The sequence below is a fragment of the Parahaemophilus parainfluenzae genome, assembly GCF_001055095.1.
Lineage (GTDB): Bacteria > Pseudomonadota > Gammaproteobacteria > Enterobacterales > Pasteurellaceae > Haemophilus_D > Haemophilus_D parainfluenzae_Z.
In genome coordinates this window covers 1-21,406 of record NZ_JVHG01000010.1, presented here as the reverse complement: position 1 = coordinate 21,406, position 21,406 = coordinate 1, and the positions used below count along the sequence as shown (strand labels likewise).

21 protein-coding genes are annotated in these 21,406 nt (G+C 37.7%); 6 read left to right on the top strand and 15 right to left on the bottom strand.

The features are described 5' to 3' along the window. Positions 1-51: 51 nt before the first annotated feature. Entirely contained in the window at positions 52-987 is a 936-nt protein-coding gene (gene mdh, locus ADA56_RS02115) for a malate dehydrogenase (protein WP_005698784.1), read from the bottom strand. 186 nt (positions 988-1,173) lie between these two features. On the opposite strand from mdh, the gene argR reads away from it, so the two are divergent. Then, positions 1,174-1,629, top strand: a complete 456-nt coding sequence (argR, locus tag ADA56_RS02110) for a transcriptional regulator ArgR (RefSeq protein WP_005698809.1) — start codon at positions 1,174-1,176, stop codon at positions 1,627-1,629. Beyond that, positions 1,629-2,513 (top strand): TIGR01777 family oxidoreductase, encoded by an 885-nt coding sequence (locus ADA56_RS02105; RefSeq protein ID WP_049368967.1) that lies wholly within the window; start codon positions 1,629-1,631, stop codon positions 2,511-2,513. The genes argR and ADA56_RS02105 overlap by 1 nt, the downstream gene beginning before the upstream one ends. A gap of 47 nt (positions 2,514-2,560) precedes the next feature. On the opposite strand, the gene folC is transcribed toward ADA56_RS02105, so the two are convergent. The 4 genes from folC to rplY all read right to left on the bottom strand — a co-directional run bounded on the left by folC (position 2,561) and on the right by rplY (position 6,011). Next, entirely contained in the window at positions 2,561-3,865 is a 1,305-nt protein-coding gene (folC, locus tag ADA56_RS02100) for a bifunctional tetrahydrofolate synthase/dihydrofolate synthase (RefSeq protein WP_049368966.1), read from the bottom strand. A 4-nt stretch (positions 3,866-3,869) separates the two neighbouring features. Then, the gene (gene accD, locus ADA56_RS02095; RefSeq protein WP_049368965.1) at positions 3,870-4,760 is read right to left on the bottom strand and encodes an acetyl-CoA carboxylase, carboxyltransferase subunit beta; all 891 of its coding nucleotides are present in this window, start codon (positions 4,758-4,760) and stop codon (positions 3,870-3,872) included. A 65-nt stretch (positions 4,761-4,825) separates the two neighbouring features. Beyond that, positions 4,826-5,620 (bottom strand): tRNA pseudouridine(38-40) synthase TruA, encoded by a 795-nt coding sequence (gene truA, locus ADA56_RS02090; RefSeq protein WP_049356504.1) that lies wholly within the window; start codon positions 5,618-5,620, stop codon positions 4,826-4,828. A gap of 103 nt (positions 5,621-5,723) precedes the next feature. Next, positions 5,724-6,011 (bottom strand): 50S ribosomal protein L25, encoded by a 288-nt coding sequence (rplY, locus tag ADA56_RS02085; protein ID WP_005698823.1) that lies wholly within the window; start codon positions 6,009-6,011, stop codon positions 5,724-5,726. Positions 6,012-6,237: 226 nt separating this feature from the next. Here rplY and ADA56_RS02080 point away from each other — a divergent pair, with 226 nt between their 5' ends. Next, complete coding sequence (locus ADA56_RS02080) at positions 6,238-6,843, top strand: DedA family protein (protein WP_049368964.1); 606 nt, start codon at positions 6,238-6,240, stop codon at positions 6,841-6,843. Positions 6,844-7,051: 208 nt separating this feature from the next. Here ADA56_RS02080 and ADA56_RS02075 read toward each other — a convergent pair whose 3' ends face one another. The 4 genes from ADA56_RS02075 to ADA56_RS02060 form a co-directional block, all read right to left on the bottom strand. Then, positions 7,052-8,869 carry a DUF2326 domain-containing protein gene (locus ADA56_RS02075; RefSeq protein WP_049368963.1) on the bottom strand — a complete coding sequence of 606 codons (1,818 nt, stop codon included), beginning with the start codon at positions 8,867-8,869 and terminating at the stop codon, positions 7,052-7,054. 1 nt (position 8,870) lies between these two features. Beyond that, entirely contained in the window at positions 8,871-9,113 is a 243-nt protein-coding gene (locus tag ADA56_RS02070; RefSeq protein WP_049368962.1) for an ABC-three component system middle component 8, read from the bottom strand. 3 nt (positions 9,114-9,116) lie between these two features. Then, positions 9,117-10,064: an ABC-three component system protein gene (locus tag ADA56_RS02065; protein ID WP_049368961.1), complete on the bottom strand. Its 948-nt coding sequence runs from the start codon at positions 10,062-10,064 to the stop codon at positions 9,117-9,119. Positions 10,065-10,359: 295 nt separating this feature from the next. After that, on the bottom strand, positions 10,360-10,971 hold the full coding sequence (locus ADA56_RS02060; protein WP_049368960.1) for a riboflavin synthase subunit alpha: 612 nt from the start codon (positions 10,969-10,971) through the stop codon (positions 10,360-10,362). A 45-nt stretch (positions 10,972-11,016) separates the two neighbouring features. Between ADA56_RS02060 and ADA56_RS02055 the strand changes: the two genes are divergently transcribed. Further along, positions 11,017-12,414 carry an MATE family efflux transporter gene (locus ADA56_RS02055; RefSeq protein WP_049368959.1) on the top strand — a complete coding sequence of 466 codons (1,398 nt, stop codon included), beginning with the start codon at positions 11,017-11,019 and terminating at the stop codon, positions 12,412-12,414. Positions 12,415-12,482: 68 nt separating this feature from the next. On the opposite strand, the gene ADA56_RS02050 is transcribed toward ADA56_RS02055, so the two are convergent. Continuing rightward, positions 12,483-12,824: an Imm8 family immunity protein gene (locus ADA56_RS02050; protein ID WP_049368958.1), complete on the bottom strand. Its 342-nt coding sequence runs from the start codon at positions 12,822-12,824 to the stop codon at positions 12,483-12,485. 135 nt (positions 12,825-12,959) lie between these two features. Further along, entirely contained in the window at positions 12,960-14,435 is a 1,476-nt protein-coding gene (gene rng / locus ADA56_RS02045; RefSeq protein WP_049368957.1) for a ribonuclease G, read from the bottom strand. Between the two features lie 117 nt (positions 14,436-14,552). Between rng and putP the strand changes: the two genes are divergently transcribed. Both putP and cmoB read left to right on the top strand, forming a co-directional pair. After that, entirely contained in the window at positions 14,553-16,067 is a 1,515-nt protein-coding gene (gene putP, locus ADA56_RS02040) for a sodium/proline symporter PutP (RefSeq protein ID WP_049368956.1), read from the top strand. Beyond that, entirely contained in the window at positions 16,067-17,032 is a 966-nt protein-coding gene (gene cmoB / locus ADA56_RS02035; RefSeq protein WP_014065579.1) for a tRNA 5-methoxyuridine(34)/uridine 5-oxyacetic acid(34) synthase CmoB, read from the top strand. The genes putP and cmoB overlap by 1 nt, the downstream gene beginning before the upstream one ends. A 164-nt stretch (positions 17,033-17,196) precedes the next feature. Here the strand turns inward: cmoB and ADA56_RS02030 are convergent, their stop codons facing one another. The 4 genes from ADA56_RS02030 to ADA56_RS02015 all read right to left on the bottom strand — a co-directional run bounded on the left by ADA56_RS02030 (position 17,197) and on the right by ADA56_RS02015 (position 21,290). Then, positions 17,197-17,679, bottom strand: a complete 483-nt coding sequence (locus ADA56_RS02030; protein WP_049368955.1) for a hypothetical protein — start codon at positions 17,677-17,679, stop codon at positions 17,197-17,199. A 28-nt stretch (positions 17,680-17,707) separates the two neighbouring features. After that, positions 17,708-18,799, bottom strand: a complete 1,092-nt coding sequence (locus tag ADA56_RS02025; protein WP_049368954.1) for an IS1595 family transposase — start codon at positions 18,797-18,799, stop codon at positions 17,708-17,710. Positions 18,800-19,169: 370 nt separating this feature from the next. Then, positions 19,170-20,288 (bottom strand): GmrSD restriction endonuclease domain-containing protein, encoded by a 1,119-nt coding sequence (locus ADA56_RS02020; RefSeq protein ID WP_049368953.1) that lies wholly within the window; start codon positions 20,286-20,288, stop codon positions 19,170-19,172. 3 nt (positions 20,289-20,291) lie between these two features. After that, entirely contained in the window at positions 20,292-21,290 is a 999-nt protein-coding gene (locus ADA56_RS02015; RefSeq protein ID WP_049368952.1) for an adenine-specific methyltransferase EcoRI family protein, read from the bottom strand. Positions 21,291-21,406 lie beyond the last annotated feature (116 nt).

Genomic DNA, 21,406 nt, shown 5'->3' with positions numbered 1-21,406 from the left:
ATATAAAAAAAGAGGAGCATACAGCTCCTCTTCTCTAGAAATAGAATTAAATTAACCGTTAATAAATTTTTCGCCTAATTCAATATCTGCACGCAATGTTGGTAACATTGCCTCTAAAGCTTCTTGTTCAAATTTGCTTAAGGTACCGATTGGTAAAATTTCTTCTACACCTTCTTTACCTAACCGTACCGGTTGAGCGAAGAAACGTGCATATTTACCGTCACCTTCCACATAAGTACATTCAACCACTGTTTCGCCACTTAAGCCTTTCACTAATGAACGCGCAAAACGTGCTGCAGCTTGAGCCATAGAAAGTGTCGCAGAACCGCCACCTGCTTTTGCTTCAACTACTTCGGTACCTGCGTTTTGGATACGTTTAGTTAATGGTGCAATTTCCTCTTCTTTCCACTCAGCATATTGAACTTGTGAAAGTAATGGAAGAATGGTTACACCTGAGTGTCCACCAATTACTGGTACACTTGTACGAGAAACATTTAAGCCTTTTAATTCAGAAACGAATGTTTCAGAACGTAATACGTCTAAAGTGGTGACACCGAATAATTTACGTTTGTCGTAAACACCTGCTTTTTTCAACACTTCTGCAGCAATCGCAACAGTCGTATTCACAGGGTTGGTGATAATACCTACACAAGCTTTTGGACAAGTTTTTGCAACATGTTCAATTAAGTTACGCACGATCCCAGCATTGATGTTAAAAAGATCTGAACGATCCATACCCGGTTTACGTGCTACCCCTGCAGAAATTAAAACGACATCAGCACCTTTAAGTGCAGGTGTTGGATCTTCTCCCGCAAAACCTTCTACTTTCACTGCAGTTGGAATATGACTCACATCTTTAGCCACACCTGGTGTCACTGGTGCAATATCATAAAGTGCTAATTCACTTTCAGCGGGTAATTGTAATTTAAGTAATAAGGCTAATGCTTGACCAATACCGCCTGCTGCGCCTAATACTGCAACTTTCATAAAATACTCCTCATGTATTAATTAATCCTAACTAGGTAGAATTTTAAAGTCTTAGTCATTAAATTACAAACAGAGAAATTCAATAATGCGATCTAGCTCAAACTTTTCAAACAGCAAATTTATTTTAATTGCCTAAAATGAATTTTTATGCAATTCTTATGCAAATTCCCCTATACGAGAATAGCTATGTCAGATCAATTAACAAAAGCATTTAAAGAACTGCTCCATCAAGAACGATTTGCTTCTCAGAGTGAAATTGTTGATGCCTTAAAAAACCAAGGATTTCAAAGCATTAACCAGTCTAAAGTTTCACGCATGCTAAGTAAATTTGGGGCAGTTCGTGCGAGAAATACGAAAATGGAAATGGTGTATTGCTTACCAAGCGAATTAAGTGTACCCGCCACCAGCAGCCCATTAAAAAATTTGGTTTTGGATATTGATCACAATGATTTCGTTATCGTCATTAAAACCTCTCCAGGTGCCGCGCAGTTGATTGCCCGCTTATTGGATTCCATAGGTAAACCAGAAGGCATTTTAGGCACGATTGCGGGAGATGACACCATTTTTGTGACACCAACAAAAGACACAACAATTAAATCGCTTTTAGGACAAATTCAAACGCTCTTTGAAAGCAATCTATAATGAATATCTTAGTAACCGGTGGAACGGGATTTGTTGGTAAACCCTTAGTTGAATCGCTACTTTCACGTGGCGATAACGTTACCGTATTAACTCGCTCGATTGAAAAAGCCCAAACTATTTTTCCTGAAAAAATACCACAATTTTTGACCGCACTTTCAACACTCAAAGATTTGAATAACTTTGATGCGGTCATTAATCTTGCCGGTGAGCCAATCTTCGATAAAAGATGGACTGTTCAACAAAAAGAGAAACTGCGTCACAGTCGTATTGATTTAACCCAACAGATTGTTCAACTCATTAACCAAAGTGAACATCCGCCTGTATTGATTTCTGGTTCTGCAACGGGAATTTATGGAAACTGTGGCGAAGACCAGATCACTGAAGAGACAAATCCAAGTAGTCAATTTACCGCACAACTTTGTATTGATTGGGAAAATTCAGCCAAACAAGCCAACACGAGAGTCTGTTTAGTCAGAACGGGATTAGTGCTTTCTCCAAAAGAAGGGGCTTTTGCAAAAATCCTTCCGCTCTATCGCTTCGGATTAGGCGGCAAATTAGGGAATGGCGAGCAATATTGGAGTTGGATTGCGTTAGAAGACATGGTAGAAGGCCTTCTCTTTTTACTTGATCATAATAATTGTGGAGGTGCATTTAATTTTACTGCTCCACATCCGGTTAAAAATAAGACCTTTAACCAATTATTAGGTCAGGCGTTACATCGACCTTGTTTTGCTCAAGTGCCTCAATTTTTACTCACTTCTCTTCTCGGTGAACGCGCTTGCATTCTATTAGACAGTCAGAATGCCTATCCAAAACATTTGTTAGATTGCGGATTTACATTCCAATACTCAGAATTAAATGATTACTTTCACAAAATACTTTAAAAAACAAAAGGCTGGTCAAAACCAGCCTTTTGTATTTTCCATCGCCATTAAGCTAAATACTCTAAAAATTCCCCTACGGTGTGGAAGGATCCAAATACCAGCACAATGTCATTTTTATCGGCATTTTTAACCGCACTTTTCACACCTTCAACTACAGAATCTTCAGAAACACTTTTTGCTGATGGGCAAACTGTTGTCAATTTTGTATTTAAGTCGTCACCGGATTGACCCCGGTAACCGCCTAATGTGACACAATACCATTGGTCAATAACAGATGTCAGTTGGTTAAACACCGACTCCGCATCTTTATCTTTCAGCATACCGCAAATAGCAATGATACGACCTGATATTTGTGCCTTAAGTGCGGTCAATTTTTCGGCTAAATATTTTGCCGCATGAGGATTATGCCCCACATCAATGATCACTTTTGGTAACTGTGAATAAGGGACATTCAAGAGAGCTGCCAATTTTTCTAGCTGATAACCTTTCAATTGTTGGAAGCGACCAACTAATTCCACTTCAATTAATGAACGTTTAATGGTCTCAACAGAAATATCAAAAGACAGCTGTTCAATGGCAGCCAAAGCGGTTGCCGCATTAGCTAATGGAATTTGGCAAAACGGCAGATTTTCTAACCGCACTTTGTTGCTCTGCCACATCCAAGTTTGCTCATTGGCTTTAAACGACCAAGTGACATCTCGACGTGAAATGTAGCAATGTAATTTCTCCGCTTGTTCTAACATAGGTCGCGGGACATTTGGTTCGCCAATCACAACCGGTTTATTCACACGGAAAATGCCTGCTTTTTCAAAGCTAATTTCTTCACGTGTTGAACCCAGAAAATCTGTATGATCAATATCAATACTGGTGATAACCGCCAGATCATTATCCACAATATTTGTTGCGTCCAAACGCCCACCAAGCCCCACTTCTAAAATCACAACATCAAGCTTCGCCTGTTTAAATAAATGCAAAGCCGACAACGTGCTAAATTCAAAATAAGTGAGAGACTGCGTTTTATGTTTTTCGATAAAATCAAAAGAAGCGGTATGCATTTCATCCGGCAAGTCTTGATTTTGAATACGAACACGTTCGTTATAACGCAATAAATGAGGTGAGGAATACACACCCACACGCAAACCGTGATTTAGCAAAATAGTTTCAAGCAAACGGCACGTTGTGCCTTTACCATTTGTTCCCCCCACCGTGATCACATAAGATGCGGGATTTAAAAGATCCAATTCTTCTGCCACGGATTTAATACGATCTAGCCCTAAATCAATCGCTTTGAAATGACTGTTTTCCAAATAAGAAAGCCACTCAGCGAGTGGCGAAGTGGCTTTTAAATTCATTGTATTACTCATGTTCAACAACTTCTACTTCAACAAAAGGTGAAGGTTGATTGGTGAGTTTGCTTAAAAGGTTTCCAAGGGTTGAACGCATTTCTGAACGTTTCACGATCATATCAATCGCCCCTTTCTCAAGTAAGAATTCACTACGTTGGAAGCCTTCCGGTAATTTTTCACGTACAGTTTGTTCAATAACACGTGGGCCTGCAAAACCGATTAATGCTTTTGGTTCAGCAATGTTCACATCACCTAACATCGCAAAGCTTGCAGAAACACCACCTAATGTTGGATCCGTTAATACAGAAATAAACGGCACACCTTTTTCACGCATTTTTGCTAACACCGCACTGGTTTTCGCCATTTGCATTAATGAGAAAAGGGCTTCTTGCATACGTGCACCGCCACTTGCAGAGAAACACACAAATGGACAGTTTAATTCAATTGCTTTTTCTGCCGCTTTCACAAATTTTGAACCCACAACAGAGCCCATTGAACCACCCATGAAACTGAAGTTAGATGCAGCAACAACTACAGGCATGTTGTAAAGTGTACCCGTCATTGTGATTAAAGCATCTTTTTCACCAGTTTCTTTTTGTGCAGCAGTAATACGATCTTTATATTTTTTTAAATCTTTAAATTTAAGAATATCTTTTGGCTCTAAATCAGCCGATAATTCTTGGCTTGAACCTTCATCTAACAAGGCTAAAAGGCGCTCACGAGCATCAATACGCATATGATGACCGCATTTTGGACAAACATATAAATTACGTTTTACTTCTTCACCGTAAAGCACTTGTTCACAAGAGGTACATTTTGTCCAAACCCCTTCTGGTACGTTAGCTTTACGTGATGCAGAGGAAGAGGTTCCTTTGCTAAAAATTCTATCAATCCAGCTCATTTTTTACCTTTTTTATTAACTAGAAAAGTTTGCGTATTTAATCATAATTTAGCGAAATTTGCTAGTCAGATGAGATTATCTTCTAAAAACAATGGCCCTAAATTTTTCTGTGGAATCGCAAATTTTTCAGGGTAAATCACATTGACTAAATACAGGCCTTCTGGTTTCGCTGTTGGCGCGGCCAATTTACGATCTTTTTGCTCTAACAACCATTTCATCCACTCAACAGGTTGATTGCCTGCGCCGACTTCAATCAAGCTTCCTACAATGTTACGCACCATGTGATGCACAAAGGCATTAGCTTGAATATCCACAATAATGTACTGCCCTTTTCGCACCACATTTAAATGATGCACATTTCGCCAAGGGGTATTCGACTGACATTGTGCCGCACGGAAAGAGGAAAAATCATTTTCACCCAATAAGAACTGTCCTGCTTGGTGCATTTTCTTTTCGTCTAAATCTAAATGGCAATGGGTAATCCCTTCCGGCAAAATGGCTGAACGTAATTTATTGCAATACAAGATATAACGATAACGACGCGCGGTTGCCGAAAAACGGGCGTGAAATTCATCATCCACCACTTTTGCCCAACTCACTGAAATGTCATCAGGCAAATTTGCGTTAGTACCAAATGCCCATGCTTTTTCGGGGCGAACTGCTGTAGTTTCAAAATGCACCACTTGTCCTGTGCCATGAACACCAGAATCTGTTCTGCCCGCACAAAACACTTCAATTTTTTCATTTGCCACGAAAGATAACGCTTTTTCTAATTCTTCTTGTACACTGCGCACTTTCTCTTGTCGTTGCCAGCCACAATACTGTTTTCCGTTATATTCAATGCCTAAGGCTATCTTCATAGGGAAATACTCCTAAAACGATTTCAAATTTGACCGCACTTTGCCCGAAAAGAAAAAACACCAATAACTCATCATTATTGGTGTTCTTATCACAAGCTAAAAATTAAGCACGTTTGAAGTCAATGTGAACCAATTTTGGTTTGAATGGGTGACGTTGCATTGCTTGAACTTTCACTGCAACTTCTTTACCTTCAACCACTAAAGTGATTACATCGCTATAGAAAGAATCGTGAGCTTGTGCGTTGTTTAATTCATCGTGATTTAAGATGATTGAAACAGGTGCTTCGCTGCCACCATAAATGATTGCAGGGATTTGACCGTTGTGACGCAGGCGGCGGCTCGCACCCTTACCTTGCGCTTGACGAACTTCAGCGTTAAATTTAAATGCCATTTTAATGTTCTCTTGATTAAAAGTTTAAAATAAAAAATTGCAGGCGACCCAGCAATTTTCCTAAATTTGCTCAAAGACAAACTTTGAGAGCGACGGATTATAAAATATTCAGCCCCACAATGCAAATTTACACCGCAAATTTTTTCTAGGCTTTTCAAGGCAAAGCGATTAAAATAAGCCCCAATTTTTAATTAATTTTAACTAACTGATTGTAAGTGGGTTTCAAATGGAATTTCTTATCAGCTTTTTTACCGATTACGGTTATTGGGCGGTGCTATTTGTTCTTATTATTTGTGGCTTTGGTGTACCCATTCCAGAAGATATCACGCTCGTATCCGGTGGCGTAATTGCTGGTCTTTATCCTGAAAGTGTCAATTCCCACTTAATGTTAGTCGTGAGTATGATTGGCGTACTTGCCGGTGATTCAACCATGTACTGGCTTGGCCGCATTTACGGTACGCGTATTTTGCGTTTTCGCCCAATGCGTAAAATCGTCACATTAGAACGCCTCAAAATGGTACGTGAAAAATTTGACCAATACGGCAACCGTGTTCTATTTGTGGCCCGTTTCTTACCTGGTTTACGTGCACCAATTTATATGGTTTCTGGTATTACCCGCCGCGTCAGCTACACCCGCTTTGTATTGATTGATTTCTGTGCCGCGATTATTTCTGTACCGATTTGGGTTTACCTTGGCGAATTTGGTGCGAAAAATTTAGATTGGTTACACGAGCAAATTAAAAAAGGCCAACTTGTTATCTATATCCTAATCGGTGTTTTAGCTCTGTACCTATTTTGGAAATGGAAAAAAGCGAAGAAACAAGCTAAATAATTTCCTATAAATTGCGGTTAAAATTTTATAAATTTTCGTCAATAAAAAAACGCTTAATAATTTTATTAAGCGTTTTTTGAGTAGAATTATCTCATAAATAAATTTTCTAAAAAAGCAGCTCTAATTTTCAATCTCTAGTCACCTATTACAATTAAGTGTAAATTAAAAGTAAAAAATAAAGAGGAAAATATTGGTATAGACTGCTATTTTACCAGGAAGCCATCTTAAATAATCGCCCAGAATTATCTTCCTTATCATTTAATTCTAAGATGATTTCATCAGGTTTAACGCCTTCATCTGCTAATGTTACAACTTCATCTGATAATAGCGTAATAAAGAATTGAATACCAAATTGGGAGTATTCACGGATAATATTTAACAGATTTCTTTTCGGATTGTTATCTAAAGATTCTAAAATTCCATCATGATAAACAAACAAAGAATATCCCTGCTCTGCATAGTAACGGGCAATAGCCATATCAAATGCAATGCATAATAACTTTTTAAATGACGTTCCCTTATCTTTGTGGTTTTTTATGCCTTGGTTCTCAAAATAAGCATCAAAATCAATATTTCCCTCTCTATTTTGTTCCACTTTAATAATAGCTTGTTCACCAACTACTCGCATAATGATCGATACAAAATAATCACGTATTTTGATAAATTGACTATTGGAATCATTCCGAACTTTAAACGTTAGATCTTTTTCAATTTCTTGAATTAAATCCTGTTTAGTTTGTATTTTATCTTTTAACTTAGAGCTTACATTAGAAAGATCCTCAATCACTTTCTTTTGCTGTTTCAAGAGAACCAGCTCTGCCCTATGATTATCTAACAATGCAGATGTTTTTTTGTATTTTTCAAAGATTTCCTTTTCATTAAGAAATGATAATCTATTGCTTCTCTCTTGATTTAATTCCGTTAAGCGGAACTGAATGCTCACTATTCTAGCATTCGTTTTTTTCAAATCATTTGCTAAATAATCATTTCGTTCTTGATTAATAGCTTCATTAAAATTAATCAGTTGTTCGAAATCTTTTTTCAATTGATCCGAAAATAAAACTCCAGCTTCTTTAAAAAGTGCCTCAGCCTCTTTTGTGTTAAAAAGAATTCTAGTCGGCTTTAAAGAATCTTCTAAACGTTGCTTTCGTCCTTCTAATTGATACAGTTGAGTGTTTAACCCAACAATATTATCATCAATGTTATCAATTAATTTACGGATGTTTTCTTTATCTTCATTTCCAAAATCAAGTTTAGATAATGCATTTTCTGCTATTGATATTTGATTTTCAATAAATGCAATTTGTGCCTCTATTTCAGAAAGTCCTTTGTGATCTATTTGGTTAATTTTTTTTCTTAGTTTTATTTCTTCTTTTAAACTCTTTATTTCATCTGCGTTCTGATATAAACGAATTAATAATTCATCATTAAATCCTAATAAACGAGATAGAATAGGCTTCCAATCTTTATCTTTTGAACGGCTATTTCTGTTTAATTTGAATACATCTGTAAAATCTGACTGGGCACGAAGCAAATAGGCAAGAAATTTACGATAAGAATACCCCTTTATAAATTTAAGCCCTAGCAACCCTTCTAGATAGCTGCGAGCCTCATTTAACCCCAATTGATATGCAGACCATTCTTCAGGCACTAATCCTAAAAAGTCTTGATTTGGCAGAGTATGCCTTTTAAAACTGACTTTAGATGGATTACGTACAGTTCTACAAATAGTTAAATATTTGGGAACTTCTCCATGCTCTGAATCATTTAGACATATCTCAAGATAAAACTCAAACTCACAAAACTGTTCTATTGTCATAAGAAAATGATTTTTATGATCACAAATCAAGCAAAAATCAATCACTTTAGCTAAAGTGGACTTTCCCAAATTATGGGAGTGCTTTTTATCATCATCCAAATAGTTGGATTTTTCTCTTACTGTTCCAATAATCGCATTAATACCACTATTGAATACTAAAGTTCTAAAAATATTCTCTTGATTTGAGTAAAGTTTCATTAATCTCATTTTATTTTCCTCTATACTCAAAGGAATCATTTGTTGAGTGATACTCTACAAGGCCTAATAAATAAAGTAAATTTATTGCTGGCATAAATAAAACATAATCACAACCTGTTGCTTGTTTTACAACTGAAAGCAACTTATCGAAGGCAATATACCTATCACATTTTAATGATTTCAGCATTAAAGTAGCCGCATACATAACTGATTTATCAGGATCTGTATATTTATCGGGTTGAATCTTTATCATATTTTACTCTTTGCGACCAATATCACAATTCCAATACATATAATAAACGAGCATTCTAACCTTATTCTCAAAATATTTACCTGAAGTCTTTTCATTCTTAACAAAAAGAGAAATTAGGCTCTCTAATCTCGTATTAATGTAGTCATCACTATGTAGTGATTCAAGTTTTGCTTTAGTATCTAAAACAAGGTCTTTATAGTCTTCCTTTAGTGTATTATTCTCTGGATTACGCAACACATCATCAATTTGTTTAATGAATGGATCAAAGTAGCTCATCATTATCTCTGCAAAATGAGGCGTCGCATTATTTTTCTCGTTCTTTGTAATTAGATTACAACGTGTCAACAAATTATTATCGTCTTGACTTTGGCTACAAGAATCTATCAAACGCTTGCATTTTTTTATTACATCTGCAATATGACTAGTTGTCAATAAATCAGCATAAACCTCAATCAAATGCTCTAGCTCTGCCTCCCTAATAATTTCTGGATATCTAGCAATTAAACGATCAAGGTATTCTCTACCTAATATTGCAATATTCTCATAAGGTAAACCTGTATATTGATGAATAAGCTCGATAAGCTCGGGATGGGATTTCCCCGTTTCTTTTCTATTTGTCACTAATAAATAGAAACCAATTTGTCCATCTTCCACCATTCGTTTTAATTTTGGCAGTTCTCCCTCAATAATCTTTTTAAACTCTTTGGCTCCTGTCGTAGAATTCAAATTTTGGGTATGCTTAGCTTGAATAATAACTACCCTACCACTTTCAGTTTCCCAAGGTTTTGCTGCGCTTGGAAAATCATTTGCTATCCCTGAAAAAGTGCCATCACGCCCCCCATCAGGACCTTTAGAAAAACCAACCACCCCCTGCCCAAGAATCTTGGAACAGCAGGTAACAGTAAAAACCTCAAAATCAGCATCATTAGTAATAAGAGAAACAAAATTCATTTTATTTATCTATCTATTCTTATTAACGGTCACATTTCAAATAACCTAACTCTAAATCCCTACAATTTATTCATTTTTGTTAGCCAATTAAAATAATACGAGCAAGAATAAATATCTCATCATCTTAGTAAAAGCCTATTTTTGCAGAGGGGATTATCAAAATTTGTTGGGTTCCATTATACCACTATAAAATGGAAAAAAGCGAAGAAATCCAAAGCTAACTAATCTCATATAATTCAATAAAAAGTGCGGTAAAAAACAACATCGTTTTCTACCGCACTTTTTTTCATTCCAACTAAGCTTTAGCGGCTAAATACCGCTCCACCGTATCCACAATCGCTTGTGTTTGCGGATCGATTTCGATATTCACTAAATCACCGATTTGACGCTTACCGATAAGTGTTCGGTGTAAGGTTTCAGGGATTAGATTCACACAGAATTCATCATCTTTTACTTCACCGATAGTAAGACTGATGCCGTCAATCGCAATAAATCCTTTTGTTAGGATATATTTCATCACATCTTTATTAGGTAATTTAAACCAAACCTGACGATTGTTTTCGCTTTCGATAATCTGTGAAACGCTTGCAGTACAATAAACGTGGCCCGATAAAATATGTCCACCAATTTCTGCGCCCATTTGCATTGCGCGTTCGATATTCACAAAATCCCCGGCTTTTAAGCCGCCGAGATTCGTGATGCGCAAGGTTTCTTGCATTAAATCAAAGCTGACAAGATCGTCGTGAATTTCAGTCACTGTTAAGCACACGCCATTATTCGCCACGGATGCACCGATTTCCAAGCCTTTTCGCATTTCAGCTGGTAATTTTACGATCTGTGTTCTAAAATTATCACTGTCTTTAATTGCATAAATTTGGGCGATGCCCTGTACAATACCTGTAAACATTATTATTCCTTCATTAAAAATTTTTCCAATATTATAGCAAAATTTATGAATCCTCGTCTTTTTTCTCAATACCGTATTGATATTCAAAAACTTATCCGAATTGCGACACCTATCGGGCTTGCCCAGTTAGCTCAAACTGGCATGGGTACCGTGGATGTGATTATGGCTGGGCGTGTCAGCTCTGCAGATGTAGGCGGTGTTGGTATCGGAGCCTCCATTTGGCTACCTTTGGTACTTTTCGGACAGGGCTTATTACTCGCCTTACCACCAACGATTTCCTATTTAAATGGTTCAGGGCAGCGCCATCGCATTGCTCACCAAGTGAGACAAGGTCTTTGGATTTCATTTTTAGTGATGATTCCCCTTGCACTCATCATCTATCATAATGATTTCATATTACAGTTTATGAATATGGATGCCCACATGGCTGATGTGACGATGAACTATTTGCGTGCGATGGTGTGGGGCTTGCCTGCCTATTTATTGCTGATTAATTTCCGCTGTTTGAATGATGGCATTGCCAAAACAAAACCCGCCATGGTAATAACCTTCATGGGGTTAATGCTGAACATTCCGCTGAATTATATGTTTATTTACGGCAAATTTGGTGCGCCTGCATTGGGTGGTGTCGGTTGTGGTGTGGCAACGGCTATTGTTAACTGGGCGATGGCAATCTTGATGATTACCTATTCAGCCAAAAACTATAATGAACGTAGTTTGAAAGTCTTTGAAAAGATTATTGAAAAGCCAGACATCAAAACACTGAAAAAATTGACCGCACTTGGCTTGCCGATCGCGATTGCGCTGTGCAGTGAAGTCTCACTATTTGCGTTAAGTAGTTTATTACTTTCCCCATTAGGCGCAGATGTGGTCGCCAGCCACCAAATTGCCTTAAACACCAGTGCCGTAGCCTTTATGTTCCCAATGTCTATTGCGATGGCTGCCACCATTTTAGTGGCGCAAGAGCTCGGTAATCACGCACCACAAAAAGCCAAAATTATGGCTCACGCGGCTATTATTCTTGGCTTGATTGTGGCAAGTGTATTGGCGTTGGTAATTTGGGTATTTAGTGCAGAGATTGCCACATTAATTGTAGGCGATAATGCTACTGTTATTGCCCTTTCAGGCAGCTTATTAGCGATGGCAGCGATTTATCAATTTTCAGATTCGGTACAAGTAGTAGTAAGCGGTATTTTACGTGGCTATAAAGACACTAAAATTATCCTTTATATCACGTTACTTGCCTATTGGGGCGTGGGTATTCCCGTTGGTTATATTCTTTCTCGCACGGATTGGATTGTTCCAAGCATCGGTGCAAAAGGTTTCTGGGTTGCTTTTATCATTGCCTTAACCATTGCCGCCGCTTTACTCTTTATACGTATGCGAAAAATCCAATCACAACCTGATGAAGCCATTATTCAACAGTTAGAAAGATTGAAGTAGTTAAAATAAAAAGTGCGGTCAATTTTGACCGCTCTTTTTATTCTTGAATTAGATGCTTTTTAAACTCCTCAAGTCCCTTGATATTCCCAATCAAAATATTCTTGTAACTGAATAACAATATCATCCCAAGTTTCTCCTGATATACTATTTATCATGACTGACAAATAATTTTCTATGTCATCTAATGTATTCAGAGCAACAACAATTCCCTTATTTATCATCAATACCTTTTCTCTTTGTACCATTCCTACATTAAAAACATTAGTATAAAAATAGTCACTCCCAGAATCCCCTTTTGTTCCTATTGCTAATGTTAAATGTAGGCAATAAGCAGGTTCAAGAACTATTAGGGAGGCATCATCCCTTGTTGGGCTGTTGTAATCAATCCATTTTAGATCAGCTATAAGCATTTACTTTTCCTATGAACTTTCAATTATACGTTTTATAAATGAAAACTTATCAACACGCAATTAAAAACTAACATCAGAAAATTTATGCCATTAAAAAGTAAAAAGTGCGGTCGAATTTGACCGCACTTTTGTCTTTTACATCACTACCACATCAAACTGCTCTTGGTTGTAGTACTGCTCGGTTTTAACTTGAACTTGTTTGCTGATGAACATTTCGATCTCTGGTAATAAACCATGCGACTCTTCTTTGATTAAGTAATCTGCCACAGCTGGAGAGGCATAAACCACAAATTGTTCGCTCGAGAATAAATGGTTAACTCGAATGATCTCACGCATAATTTCATAGCATACTGTTTCGACGGTTTTTACTCGTCCACGTCCTTGGCAAGTTGGACATTCATCACACAAAACGTGCTCTAAACTTTCACGAGTGCGTTTACGGGTCATTTCCACTAAACCAAGTTGAGTGAAACCATTTACATTGGTTTTTACACGATCTTTCGATAGCGCTTCTTCCAAGGATTCAATTACACGATTACGATGTTCATCGGTTTTCATATCAATAAAATCAATAATGATAATACCGCCTAAATTACGCAGTTGTAACTGCTGAGCAATGGCTTTAGTGGCTTCAATATTGGTGTTAAAAATCGTTTCATCTAAATTCCGATGACCGACGAAAGCGCCTGTATTGATATCAATCGTCGTCATGGCTTCGGTTTGTTCAATAATGAGATAGCCGCCCGATTTTAAATTCACGCGTTTTTCAAGTGCATTTTGAATACCACGTTCTACACCATAAATATCAAAAATCGGCTGACTGCCCGTATAAAGCATTAATTTTTCACTTAACTCAGGCATAAATTCATCGGTAAATTCTTTGACTTCGTTAAAACAAAGTTTGGAATCAATATGAATTTTCTCTAAATTGGCGCCGATAAAATCACGTAAAATACGCTGTGGTAATGCGGGTTCGCCATAAATTTTAGAACGGGTTGGATATTTACCTTTACGCTCAAGTACTTTACGCCATAAACGTTTTAAGAATTCCGCATCTTGGCGCAATTCTTCTTCCGTTGCGCCTTCGGTAGCAGTACGAATAATAAAGCCACCTAACTCATCACAAAAAGGCTCAACTAACGCTTTTAATCTTGCTCGCTCTTCTTCGCTTTCAATACGTTGTGATACACCAACATGGCTATTTTCCGGCATAAAGACGAGATAACGAGAAGGCAATGTAATATCCGTGGTTAATCTTGCGCCTTTGGTGCCCAAAGGATCTTTTACCACTTGTACCACGATATCCTGCCCCTCGCGGACGAGTTCAGAAATGCTTTTTGCACGGAATTGCTTTTGCTCATTCACGTCTACACACTCGGTATGTGAAACAATATCGGAAGCATGCAAAAATGCGGCTTTTTCTAAACCGATATCCACAAATGCGGACTGCATCCCCGGTAAAACACGGGTTACTCGCCCTTTATAAATATTCCCCACGATGCCACGTTTGGCTTGACGTTCAATATGAACCTCTTTTAAAACACCCGTTTCCACCAGCGCAACGCGGGTTTCATTGGGCGTAACATTCATTAATAATTCAACAGAATTCATTTTTTCGACCTTAGTTTTAATGGTATAAGTCTATCGAAAAGGAAAATAGAATAATAGACCCAAATAAGGTAAAATATGACCTTTCTCAAATTTTCATGACTTTTTTTGAGGTATTTAATGTTTGGTTTAGACCCAACACTTATTACTTTTAGTATTTATATTTTCGGCATGATTTTAATCGGTGTCCTTGCCTATTATTATACAAACAACTTATCCGATTATATTTTAGGCGGCCGTAAACTCGGAAGTTTTGTGACAGCCATGTCTGCTGGCGCATCTGATATGTCCGGCTGGTTATTAATGGGCTTGCCCGGTGCAGTGTATGTGTCAGGTCTAGTTGAAGGTTGGATCGCCATTGGTTTAATCCTCGGGGCTTATTTTAACTGGTTGCTCGTGGCGGGTCGTTTACGGATCTACACTGAATTTAACAACAATGCACTCACATTACCGGAATATTTCCACCATCGTTTTGGCACATCGCATAATCTCTTAAAAATTGTGTCTGCAACAATCATCTTAGTATTCTTCACCATTTATTGCGGTTCAGGTGTCGTTGCTGGGGCGAAATTATTCCAAAATCTATTCTCAGTCGACTACTCCACCGCCATTTGGTACGGCGCTTTAGCGACTATTGTCTATACTTTTATCGGTGGATTTTTAGCGGTAAGCTGGACGGATACCATTCAAGCCACATTGATGATTTTTGCTCTGATTTTAACGCCTCTCTTTATCTTTTTAAGTTTGGGGGATGCATCACAATTTACGGAAGTGCTACATCAAGCTGAAATCGCAGCAAATAAAGACTTTACCGATTTATTTAGTTCTACCACGCCGTTAGGTTTATTAAGTTTAGCGGCTTGGGGCTTAGGTTATTTTGGTCAACCGCATATCCTTGCACGTTTTATGGCGGCTTACTCGGTGAAATCCCTCATTAAAGCACGCCGTATTAGTATGACGTGGATGGTGATTTGCCTAGCCGGTGCGATTGGTATTGGTTTCTTCGGTATCCCTTATTTCTTTGCTAACCCTAATGTGGCTGGCGTGGTAAATAATGAACCAGAACAAGTATTTATTGAACTGGCTAAATTGCTCTTTAATCCATGGATTGCCGGTATTCTACTCTCTGCGATTTTAGCGGCAGTCATGAGTACACTTTCCGCACAATTATTAATTTCTTCAAGCTCTATTACGGAAGATTTTTATAAGGGGTTTATTCGTCCAAAAGCTTCTGAAAAAGAATTAGTCTGGTTAGGCCGTGCAATGGTCTTAGTCATCGCTGGCATTGCGATTTGGATTGCACAAGATGAAAATAGCAAAGTATTAAAACTCGTTGAATTTGCCTGGGCTGGCTTTGGTTCAGCATTTGGTCCTGTCGTGCTTTTCTCCTTATTCTGGAAACGCATGACTTCATCAGCGGCGATGGCGGGAATGGTTGTCGGTGCAGTGGTTGTCTTTGCTTGGAAATCGGTGATTCCTGAAACCAGTGAATGGTTTAATGTCTATGAAATGATCCCTGGATTCATTCTTGCTAGCCTGGCGATTATTGTAGTTTCCCTCCTTTCTGCAGAACCTGAAAATGAAGTTAAAGAAACTTTTGAGAAAGCAGAAAAAGCTTATAAGGAAGCAAAATAATGATTGATTTTCGTCCTTTTTATCAGCAAATTGCCACCACGAATTTATCGGCTTGGCTAGAAACATTGCCTTTGCAGTTAAAAGAATGGGAAAAACAAACTCATGGTGATTATGCCAAATGGTCAAAAATCGTGGATTTTCTCCCTGATTTACAAGCAGATACTATCGATTTAAAAAATGCCGTGAAATCTGACCGCACTTCCCCACTTTCAGAGGGCGAAAAACAACGCATTATTCATCATTTGAAGCAATTAATGCCATGGCGAAAAGGACCTTATCATTTATTTGATATTCACGTGGATTGCGAATGGCGTTCTGATTTCAAATGGGATCGTGTTTTGCCTCATCTTGCCCCATTAAAAGATCGTACCATTTTAGATGTGGGCTGCGGTAGCGGCTACCATATGTGGCGAATGGTTGGCGAAGGTGCAAAAATGGTGGTCGGAATTGATCCAACCGAACTTTTTCTCTGCCAATTTGAAGCGGTTCGAAAATTATTAAATAACGATCGTCGAGCTAACTTAATCCCATTAGGTATTGAAGAAATGCAACCACTTGCGGCATTTGATACCGTATTCTCAATGGGCGTGCTTTATCATCGTAAATCACCGCTTGATCACCTCACTCAACTAAAAAATCAATTAGTAAAAGGTGGCGAATTGGTGTTAGAAACCTTAGTGGTTGATGGTGATGCCAATACGGTCTTAGTGCCTTCAGATCGTTATGCAAAAATGAAGAACGTGTATTTTATCCCTTCCGTTGCTGCACTCATTAATTGGTTAGAAAAAGTCGGCTTTACTAATGTGCGTTGTGTGGATGTCGCCACCACAACGTTAGAAGAACAGCGTAAAACGGATTGGTTAGAAAATGAAAGTTTGATTGATTTCTTAGATCCAAATGATCACAGTAAAACCATCGAAGGCTATCAAGCCCCAACTCGCGCAGTGATTTTAGCGAATAAATAATTGCTTAAATAAAAAATGCGGTCAAAAAACATGGGATTTTTTCGGTATTATGTAGCAGTTGCACAAAGACCAAAATTTAAACAAAACCGTACAAAAATGCCCTTATTTCGATAAGGGCATTATTTTTTATAAATGTATTTTATAGAATTCTACTTATTTTTCCATTACTCACTTTTCCGTTTTCTTCTAAACAGTCTTTCTCGTTGCTCCTCTAGCAACATTTGTTCCATCATTGCAGGGTAAGCCTGTTCGCAGAGAGCAACGTATTCAGGTTGAGTGAGGTGTTCTCTAATTTTAGTCGGGCAACGTAGATAGATTTTATCTTCTGCAAAACTACTAATAATAGAAAGCATCTGATAAGGTTTCCCATCTTCGGTTTCAAACACTTCATCGGTAAATTGCATTTCAAATATCGCTACAACTACCTGATTATTAGTGATTTCATAGGATCCATAAAATATCAATGGATTACGGGGTAAAGTACTGACTTCTTTCGCAAGGTCTCGCAAATTGTGATAGAACAACAGATAGGCATCATCTTTTACGTTTGAATACATCTGAGCCAGTTCTCGCATAAAAGTTTTGAATGTTTCATAGTCCATCTTTTTTAAATCCACGTTAAGTGGCGTGTGTGTCATGGTTTCCATTATTGCTCCTTGTGTTGCTTTAAATTGTTTAGGCTACGGCTAAATATTGGTTATCGTTTGAGGCTTCTAAACATAAACTTTCCAATCCGAATTTTGCCGCAGGTTTCTTATTTCCCTGCCAGTAGCCAGTTAAATCTCGTGAAGGTCTGGCTTTCAAACAGCGTTTTAGTACGTTGTCGAATTTGTCTTTATCCGATTGGTAACGAAAATCCTCACGCCATGCGGTTTCATTCGCATAGTGCATCATGTAATTATTTCCCATCTTATGATACACACCCATAATCATTCTTCTAAATCTTGCAAAGAAGGATTCAGCTAGGTTATTGGTGGTGCCGTCAATCGAGCAATATTCTTGCGAATGGTTTACGCGATATAAGTCATAGTGAAATGCCAAGCCATCATAAGCAGGATTTTCATCAGCGCAAATTGTAGATTTTGGTGCGACTAAGCGATGTGTTAAAGCAAGCATATCATCAGCATTTTCCTCTTTAACTAATGCAACGAGAGTGCGGTCGGCTCCTTTTATTATTTCCTGATTTGCAGCTTGTTGACGGAAAACCATAACACAGGATTTATCTTTACGTTGGTGACATCTCTTACGTCTATCAATTCGCTTATGTTTAAAATTTTTGGGGCGAAGGTAGTTATTCACATAACAACCATCAATATGAATAATGCCCGTGAGTGGTGTGTAATCTTGCGTTTTTTCAACTGCTTCACGGAATTTATGTAGTAATGCCCATGACGTTTTATATTGCACGCCAATATGACGAGATAAGTTAAGCGCAGAAATCCCTTTACTATTGATAGTGAAATAATAAACCGATAACAGTAGCTTTTTTAGGGAAAGTTTAGTGTGCTGAAAAATTGTACCACTTTTTACAGAAAAACGATGTTGGCAATGCTTACACTGCCATTGCTTACGAGAAGAAATAAAATAGGCTTTATGCTCAATATGACAACGAGGACATTGAACAGTATGAAAACAATGAGAATTTCCCCAACGAGCATTTTTAAGAAGAATGAGTATTTCGGTATCAGATAAATCGTAAATAGCGAACGCAGAGAGATTGCGAAGTGCAGAAAGTAAAAGTGGTGATGTTTTCTTGTTGTTTTTCATTTTTTCGTTCAACGTGCATAATCAACTTCCAACTTATTGTTTTGTAGCCAATAAGTCATGTTTCTCTTGCTAAATTGGTTGAACGAATTAAATATGAAAAAAGCAAACGAGAAGATTTGCTCAAAAGTGGGTGGCATTTTAGATCAAAGTTTGATCGATTTGCAAGAAGAAAAAAGCAACCTCTTTCGAGATTGCTTATATGTATAGAAAGTTATTCTTTATAAGATAGATAAAATATCATTATTCATTTTATATTTTATTTGTTTGGCTGTGTTTTAACGATGTGTTGATTATATTTTAAGTAGAAAGCCATTATGGGTGGCTTTCTACTTTTTATTTGTTCCAAATGAGTTTATGGCAGTATGTTGAACTACTTATTAGATTTGGTTTGATTGCATGGCTTACACAGCATTTGTCCGTTCTCTAATATGGTTTTACCACCTTGCGACCACGGTACAATATGGTCAGCATCCATTTGCGACAACTCAAAATGTTGCTGGCAATGCGGACAAACACCATTTTGTTTTTGATACATTTTCTGCTTATCTTTTTCGCTAAATGCACGCAAATTTAAATATTTTTCTTTCCCTGACAATAAATAAGGATAAATACCGCTCGTCTTTTGTACTTCATCATCATCGATCAGTTTGAGAATTTTGCGTTCTAACTCTTCAGCATTAAACGTTGTTTCCTTGTATTGATTATACCAAATGCCCCATTCTTGTCCTTTCATCAACTTCACGCGCTCTTTGCTGTGATTACTGAAAATCCGTTTAACCCACGCAAAAACTTCTTGAATGTATTGATGCAATTCACTTGCACTCTCATCTTTTTGATGATTGCTCATATATTGCTCAATCGTTTGTTTTTCACATGCAGCAATCCATGAAATCGCCGTTTCCAAAAACTCTTGGCGTTCTGCCGTGCCTTTCAAATAATCACCAAATTGCTGTTGAACCACACAATTTCGCTTGCTGAAATATTTTTTTGCAGCCGAAACCCACGAACCAGAATAAATCGCATTTCTCAATTCTTGTTCGGTTAATTTTTCGCCAGCAATATTGATGGTTTTGAACCAATCTAATTTTTCACTATCTGTGCCAGTGCATTGATAAACCTGCAATTTATAATCCAAAAACTTATTTTGTTGGTCATCGGTTAAATTACCAAAATTAAGTGGTTTGTCTTTTTCAAACTCTACCGAAAACAGACTTTGGCTAAATTGGCAAATAGATATTGTGCGTTGTTGTCCATCAATCAATTCAAATTCGCCATTTTCGCCCACCGCCCAATACATCACATTTAAGGGAAAACCTTTCATAATCGTGCGAATCACTTCATCACGCTGTTTGTCTTTATAAACAAATTCGCGCTGATACGGCGGACGGATATTCAGGCAGCCTGAAAAACCGAATACACCCTGTTCATCATTATCTTGATAATCTTGTGTTAATTCGCGAATGGAGATTTCTTTTAATTGGATTTTCATGATTTAGCCTTTTTTGGGATGTTTGTGTTTAATAAGAATGCGAGCATAGGTTTCTTTTCCATTTAAAGTAAACCGTTTTCCATAATTGGGATTATCTTCAACATAACGGTCAAGTCCAACAATCTCAAATTGTTCAGGATTGTATTTATCCAAAAATGTAACCGGCACACCCATTGCACCGTCAAAATCAATCGGAATATCTATAACTTTATTAACGTTAATCGCATCATAATTATCGTAATGCGGATATTCTTCGGACGTATAGGTTTTCCATAAAATCAATGGTTCATGGCGTTTAGAATGGTCTAAATTGGTAAACCAACAAGCATTGCCCAAACTGCGCCAATTTTTACCGTTTTCATCACGCCAACTGCGTGTTTCGCGCATTTCATAATAATCAGGCACTTGAAATGCCATATCGCCGCTTTTGTAACCGAGCCAAATTTTATTTTCTTTGATTAACGAAAAAATTTCTTTGTAAGTAATCGCGTTTTGATTGCCGATAATGATGAATTTCTTATCATATTCAACCAATTGCGCCACATATTCCCGAAACAGCGAAAACGGCGGATTGGTAACCACAATATCCGCTTGTTTCAGCAGATTGATACATTCCGCGCTGCGGAAATCGCCGTCGCCCTGTAAGGGTTTCACTTCAACTTCATCGGGCGATGGAACACGGTCGCCATCTTTGTCGCCCTCGTAAATCAAATAAACGGCTTGCTCGCTGTCGTTTCGGCTGAATACATCGGAATGCTGGTTTTTGTAGCATGTGGCAATCAGTTTTTTCAGCCCCAAGCGTTCAAAATTGTAGGAAAAATAATGAAAGAAATTGCTTACTCGTGGGTCATCGCAGTTGCAATAAACCACTTTGTCTTTGAAATGACCGGTGTAGTGTTGCAGTTCGCGCTCAATATCAGAAAGTTGCGTGTAAAACTCGTCATTTTTGCCGCGTTTTGCCGCATGAAGATTGTTGTTTTTGGCAGAAGTATTTTTTAACATTTCAAACTCCCAAAAAAATGTTGGAAGTTTGAAAAGACAAGATTAAACTAGGCTTGTAGGCTTGTAGGCTTGTAGGCTTGTAGGCTTGTAGGCTTGTAGGCTTGTAGGCTTGTAGG

Bases quoted from the DNA above. Each gene is read 5' to 3' on its own strand.
- ADA56_RS02020 (WP_049368953.1), bottom strand. From the start codon at position 20,288: ATGAAAATCCAATTAAAAGAAATCTCCATTCGCGAATTAACACAAGAT.
- ADA56_RS02075 (WP_049368963.1), bottom strand. From the start codon at position 8,869: ATGAGATTAATGAAACTTTACTCAAATCAAGAGAATATTTTTAGAACT.
- ADA56_RS02065 (WP_049368961.1), bottom strand. From the start codon at position 10,064: ATGAATTTTGTTTCTCTTATTACTAATGATGCTGATTTTGAGGTTTTT.
- ADA56_RS02030 (WP_049368955.1), bottom strand. From the start codon at position 17,679: ATGGAAACCATGACACACACGCCACTTAACGTGGATTTAAAAAAGATG.
- rplY (WP_005698823.1), bottom strand. From the start codon at position 6,011: ATGGCATTTAAATTTAACGCTGAAGTTCGTCAAGCGCAAGGTAAGGGT.
- argR (WP_005698809.1), top strand. From the start codon at position 1,174: ATGTCAGATCAATTAACAAAAGCATTTAAAGAACTGCTCCATCAAGAA.
- ADA56_RS02050 (WP_049368958.1), bottom strand. From the start codon at position 12,824: ATGCTTATAGCTGATCTAAAATGGATTGATTACAACAGCCCAACAAGG.
- rng (WP_049368957.1), bottom strand. From the start codon at position 14,435: ATGAATTCTGTTGAATTATTAATGAATGTTACGCCCAATGAAACCCGC.
- ADA56_RS02055 (WP_049368959.1), top strand. From the start codon at position 11,017: ATGAATCCTCGTCTTTTTTCTCAATACCGTATTGATATTCAAAAACTT.
- ADA56_RS02060 (WP_049368960.1), bottom strand. From the start codon at position 10,971: ATGTTTACAGGTATTGTACAGGGCATCGCCCAAATTTATGCAATTAAA.
- putP (WP_049368956.1), top strand. From the start codon at position 14,553: ATGTTTGGTTTAGACCCAACACTTATTACTTTTAGTATTTATATTTTC.
- truA (WP_049356504.1), bottom strand. From the start codon at position 5,620: ATGAAGATAGCCTTAGGCATTGAATATAACGGAAAACAGTATTGTGGC.
- ADA56_RS02070 (WP_049368962.1), bottom strand. From the start codon at position 9,113: ATGATAAAGATTCAACCCGATAAATATACAGATCCTGATAAATCAGTT.
- ADA56_RS02015 (WP_049368952.1), bottom strand. From the start codon at position 21,290: ATGTTAAAAAATACTTCTGCCAAAAACAACAATCTTCATGCGGCAAAA.
- mdh (WP_005698784.1), bottom strand. From the start codon at position 987: ATGAAAGTTGCAGTATTAGGCGCAGCAGGCGGTATTGGTCAAGCATTA.
- cmoB (WP_014065579.1), top strand. From the start codon at position 16,067: ATGATTGATTTTCGTCCTTTTTATCAGCAAATTGCCACCACGAATTTA.
- folC (WP_049368966.1), bottom strand. From the start codon at position 3,865: ATGAATTTAAAAGCCACTTCGCCACTCGCTGAGTGGCTTTCTTATTTG.
- ADA56_RS02105 (WP_049368967.1), top strand. From the start codon at position 1,629: ATGAATATCTTAGTAACCGGTGGAACGGGATTTGTTGGTAAACCCTTA.
- ADA56_RS02080 (WP_049368964.1), top strand. From the start codon at position 6,238: ATGGAATTTCTTATCAGCTTTTTTACCGATTACGGTTATTGGGCGGTG.
- ADA56_RS02025 (WP_049368954.1), bottom strand. From the start codon at position 18,799: ATGAAAAACAACAAGAAAACATCACCACTTTTACTTTCTGCACTTCGC.
- accD (WP_049368965.1), bottom strand. From the start codon at position 4,760: ATGAGCTGGATTGATAGAATTTTTAGCAAAGGAACCTCTTCCTCTGCA.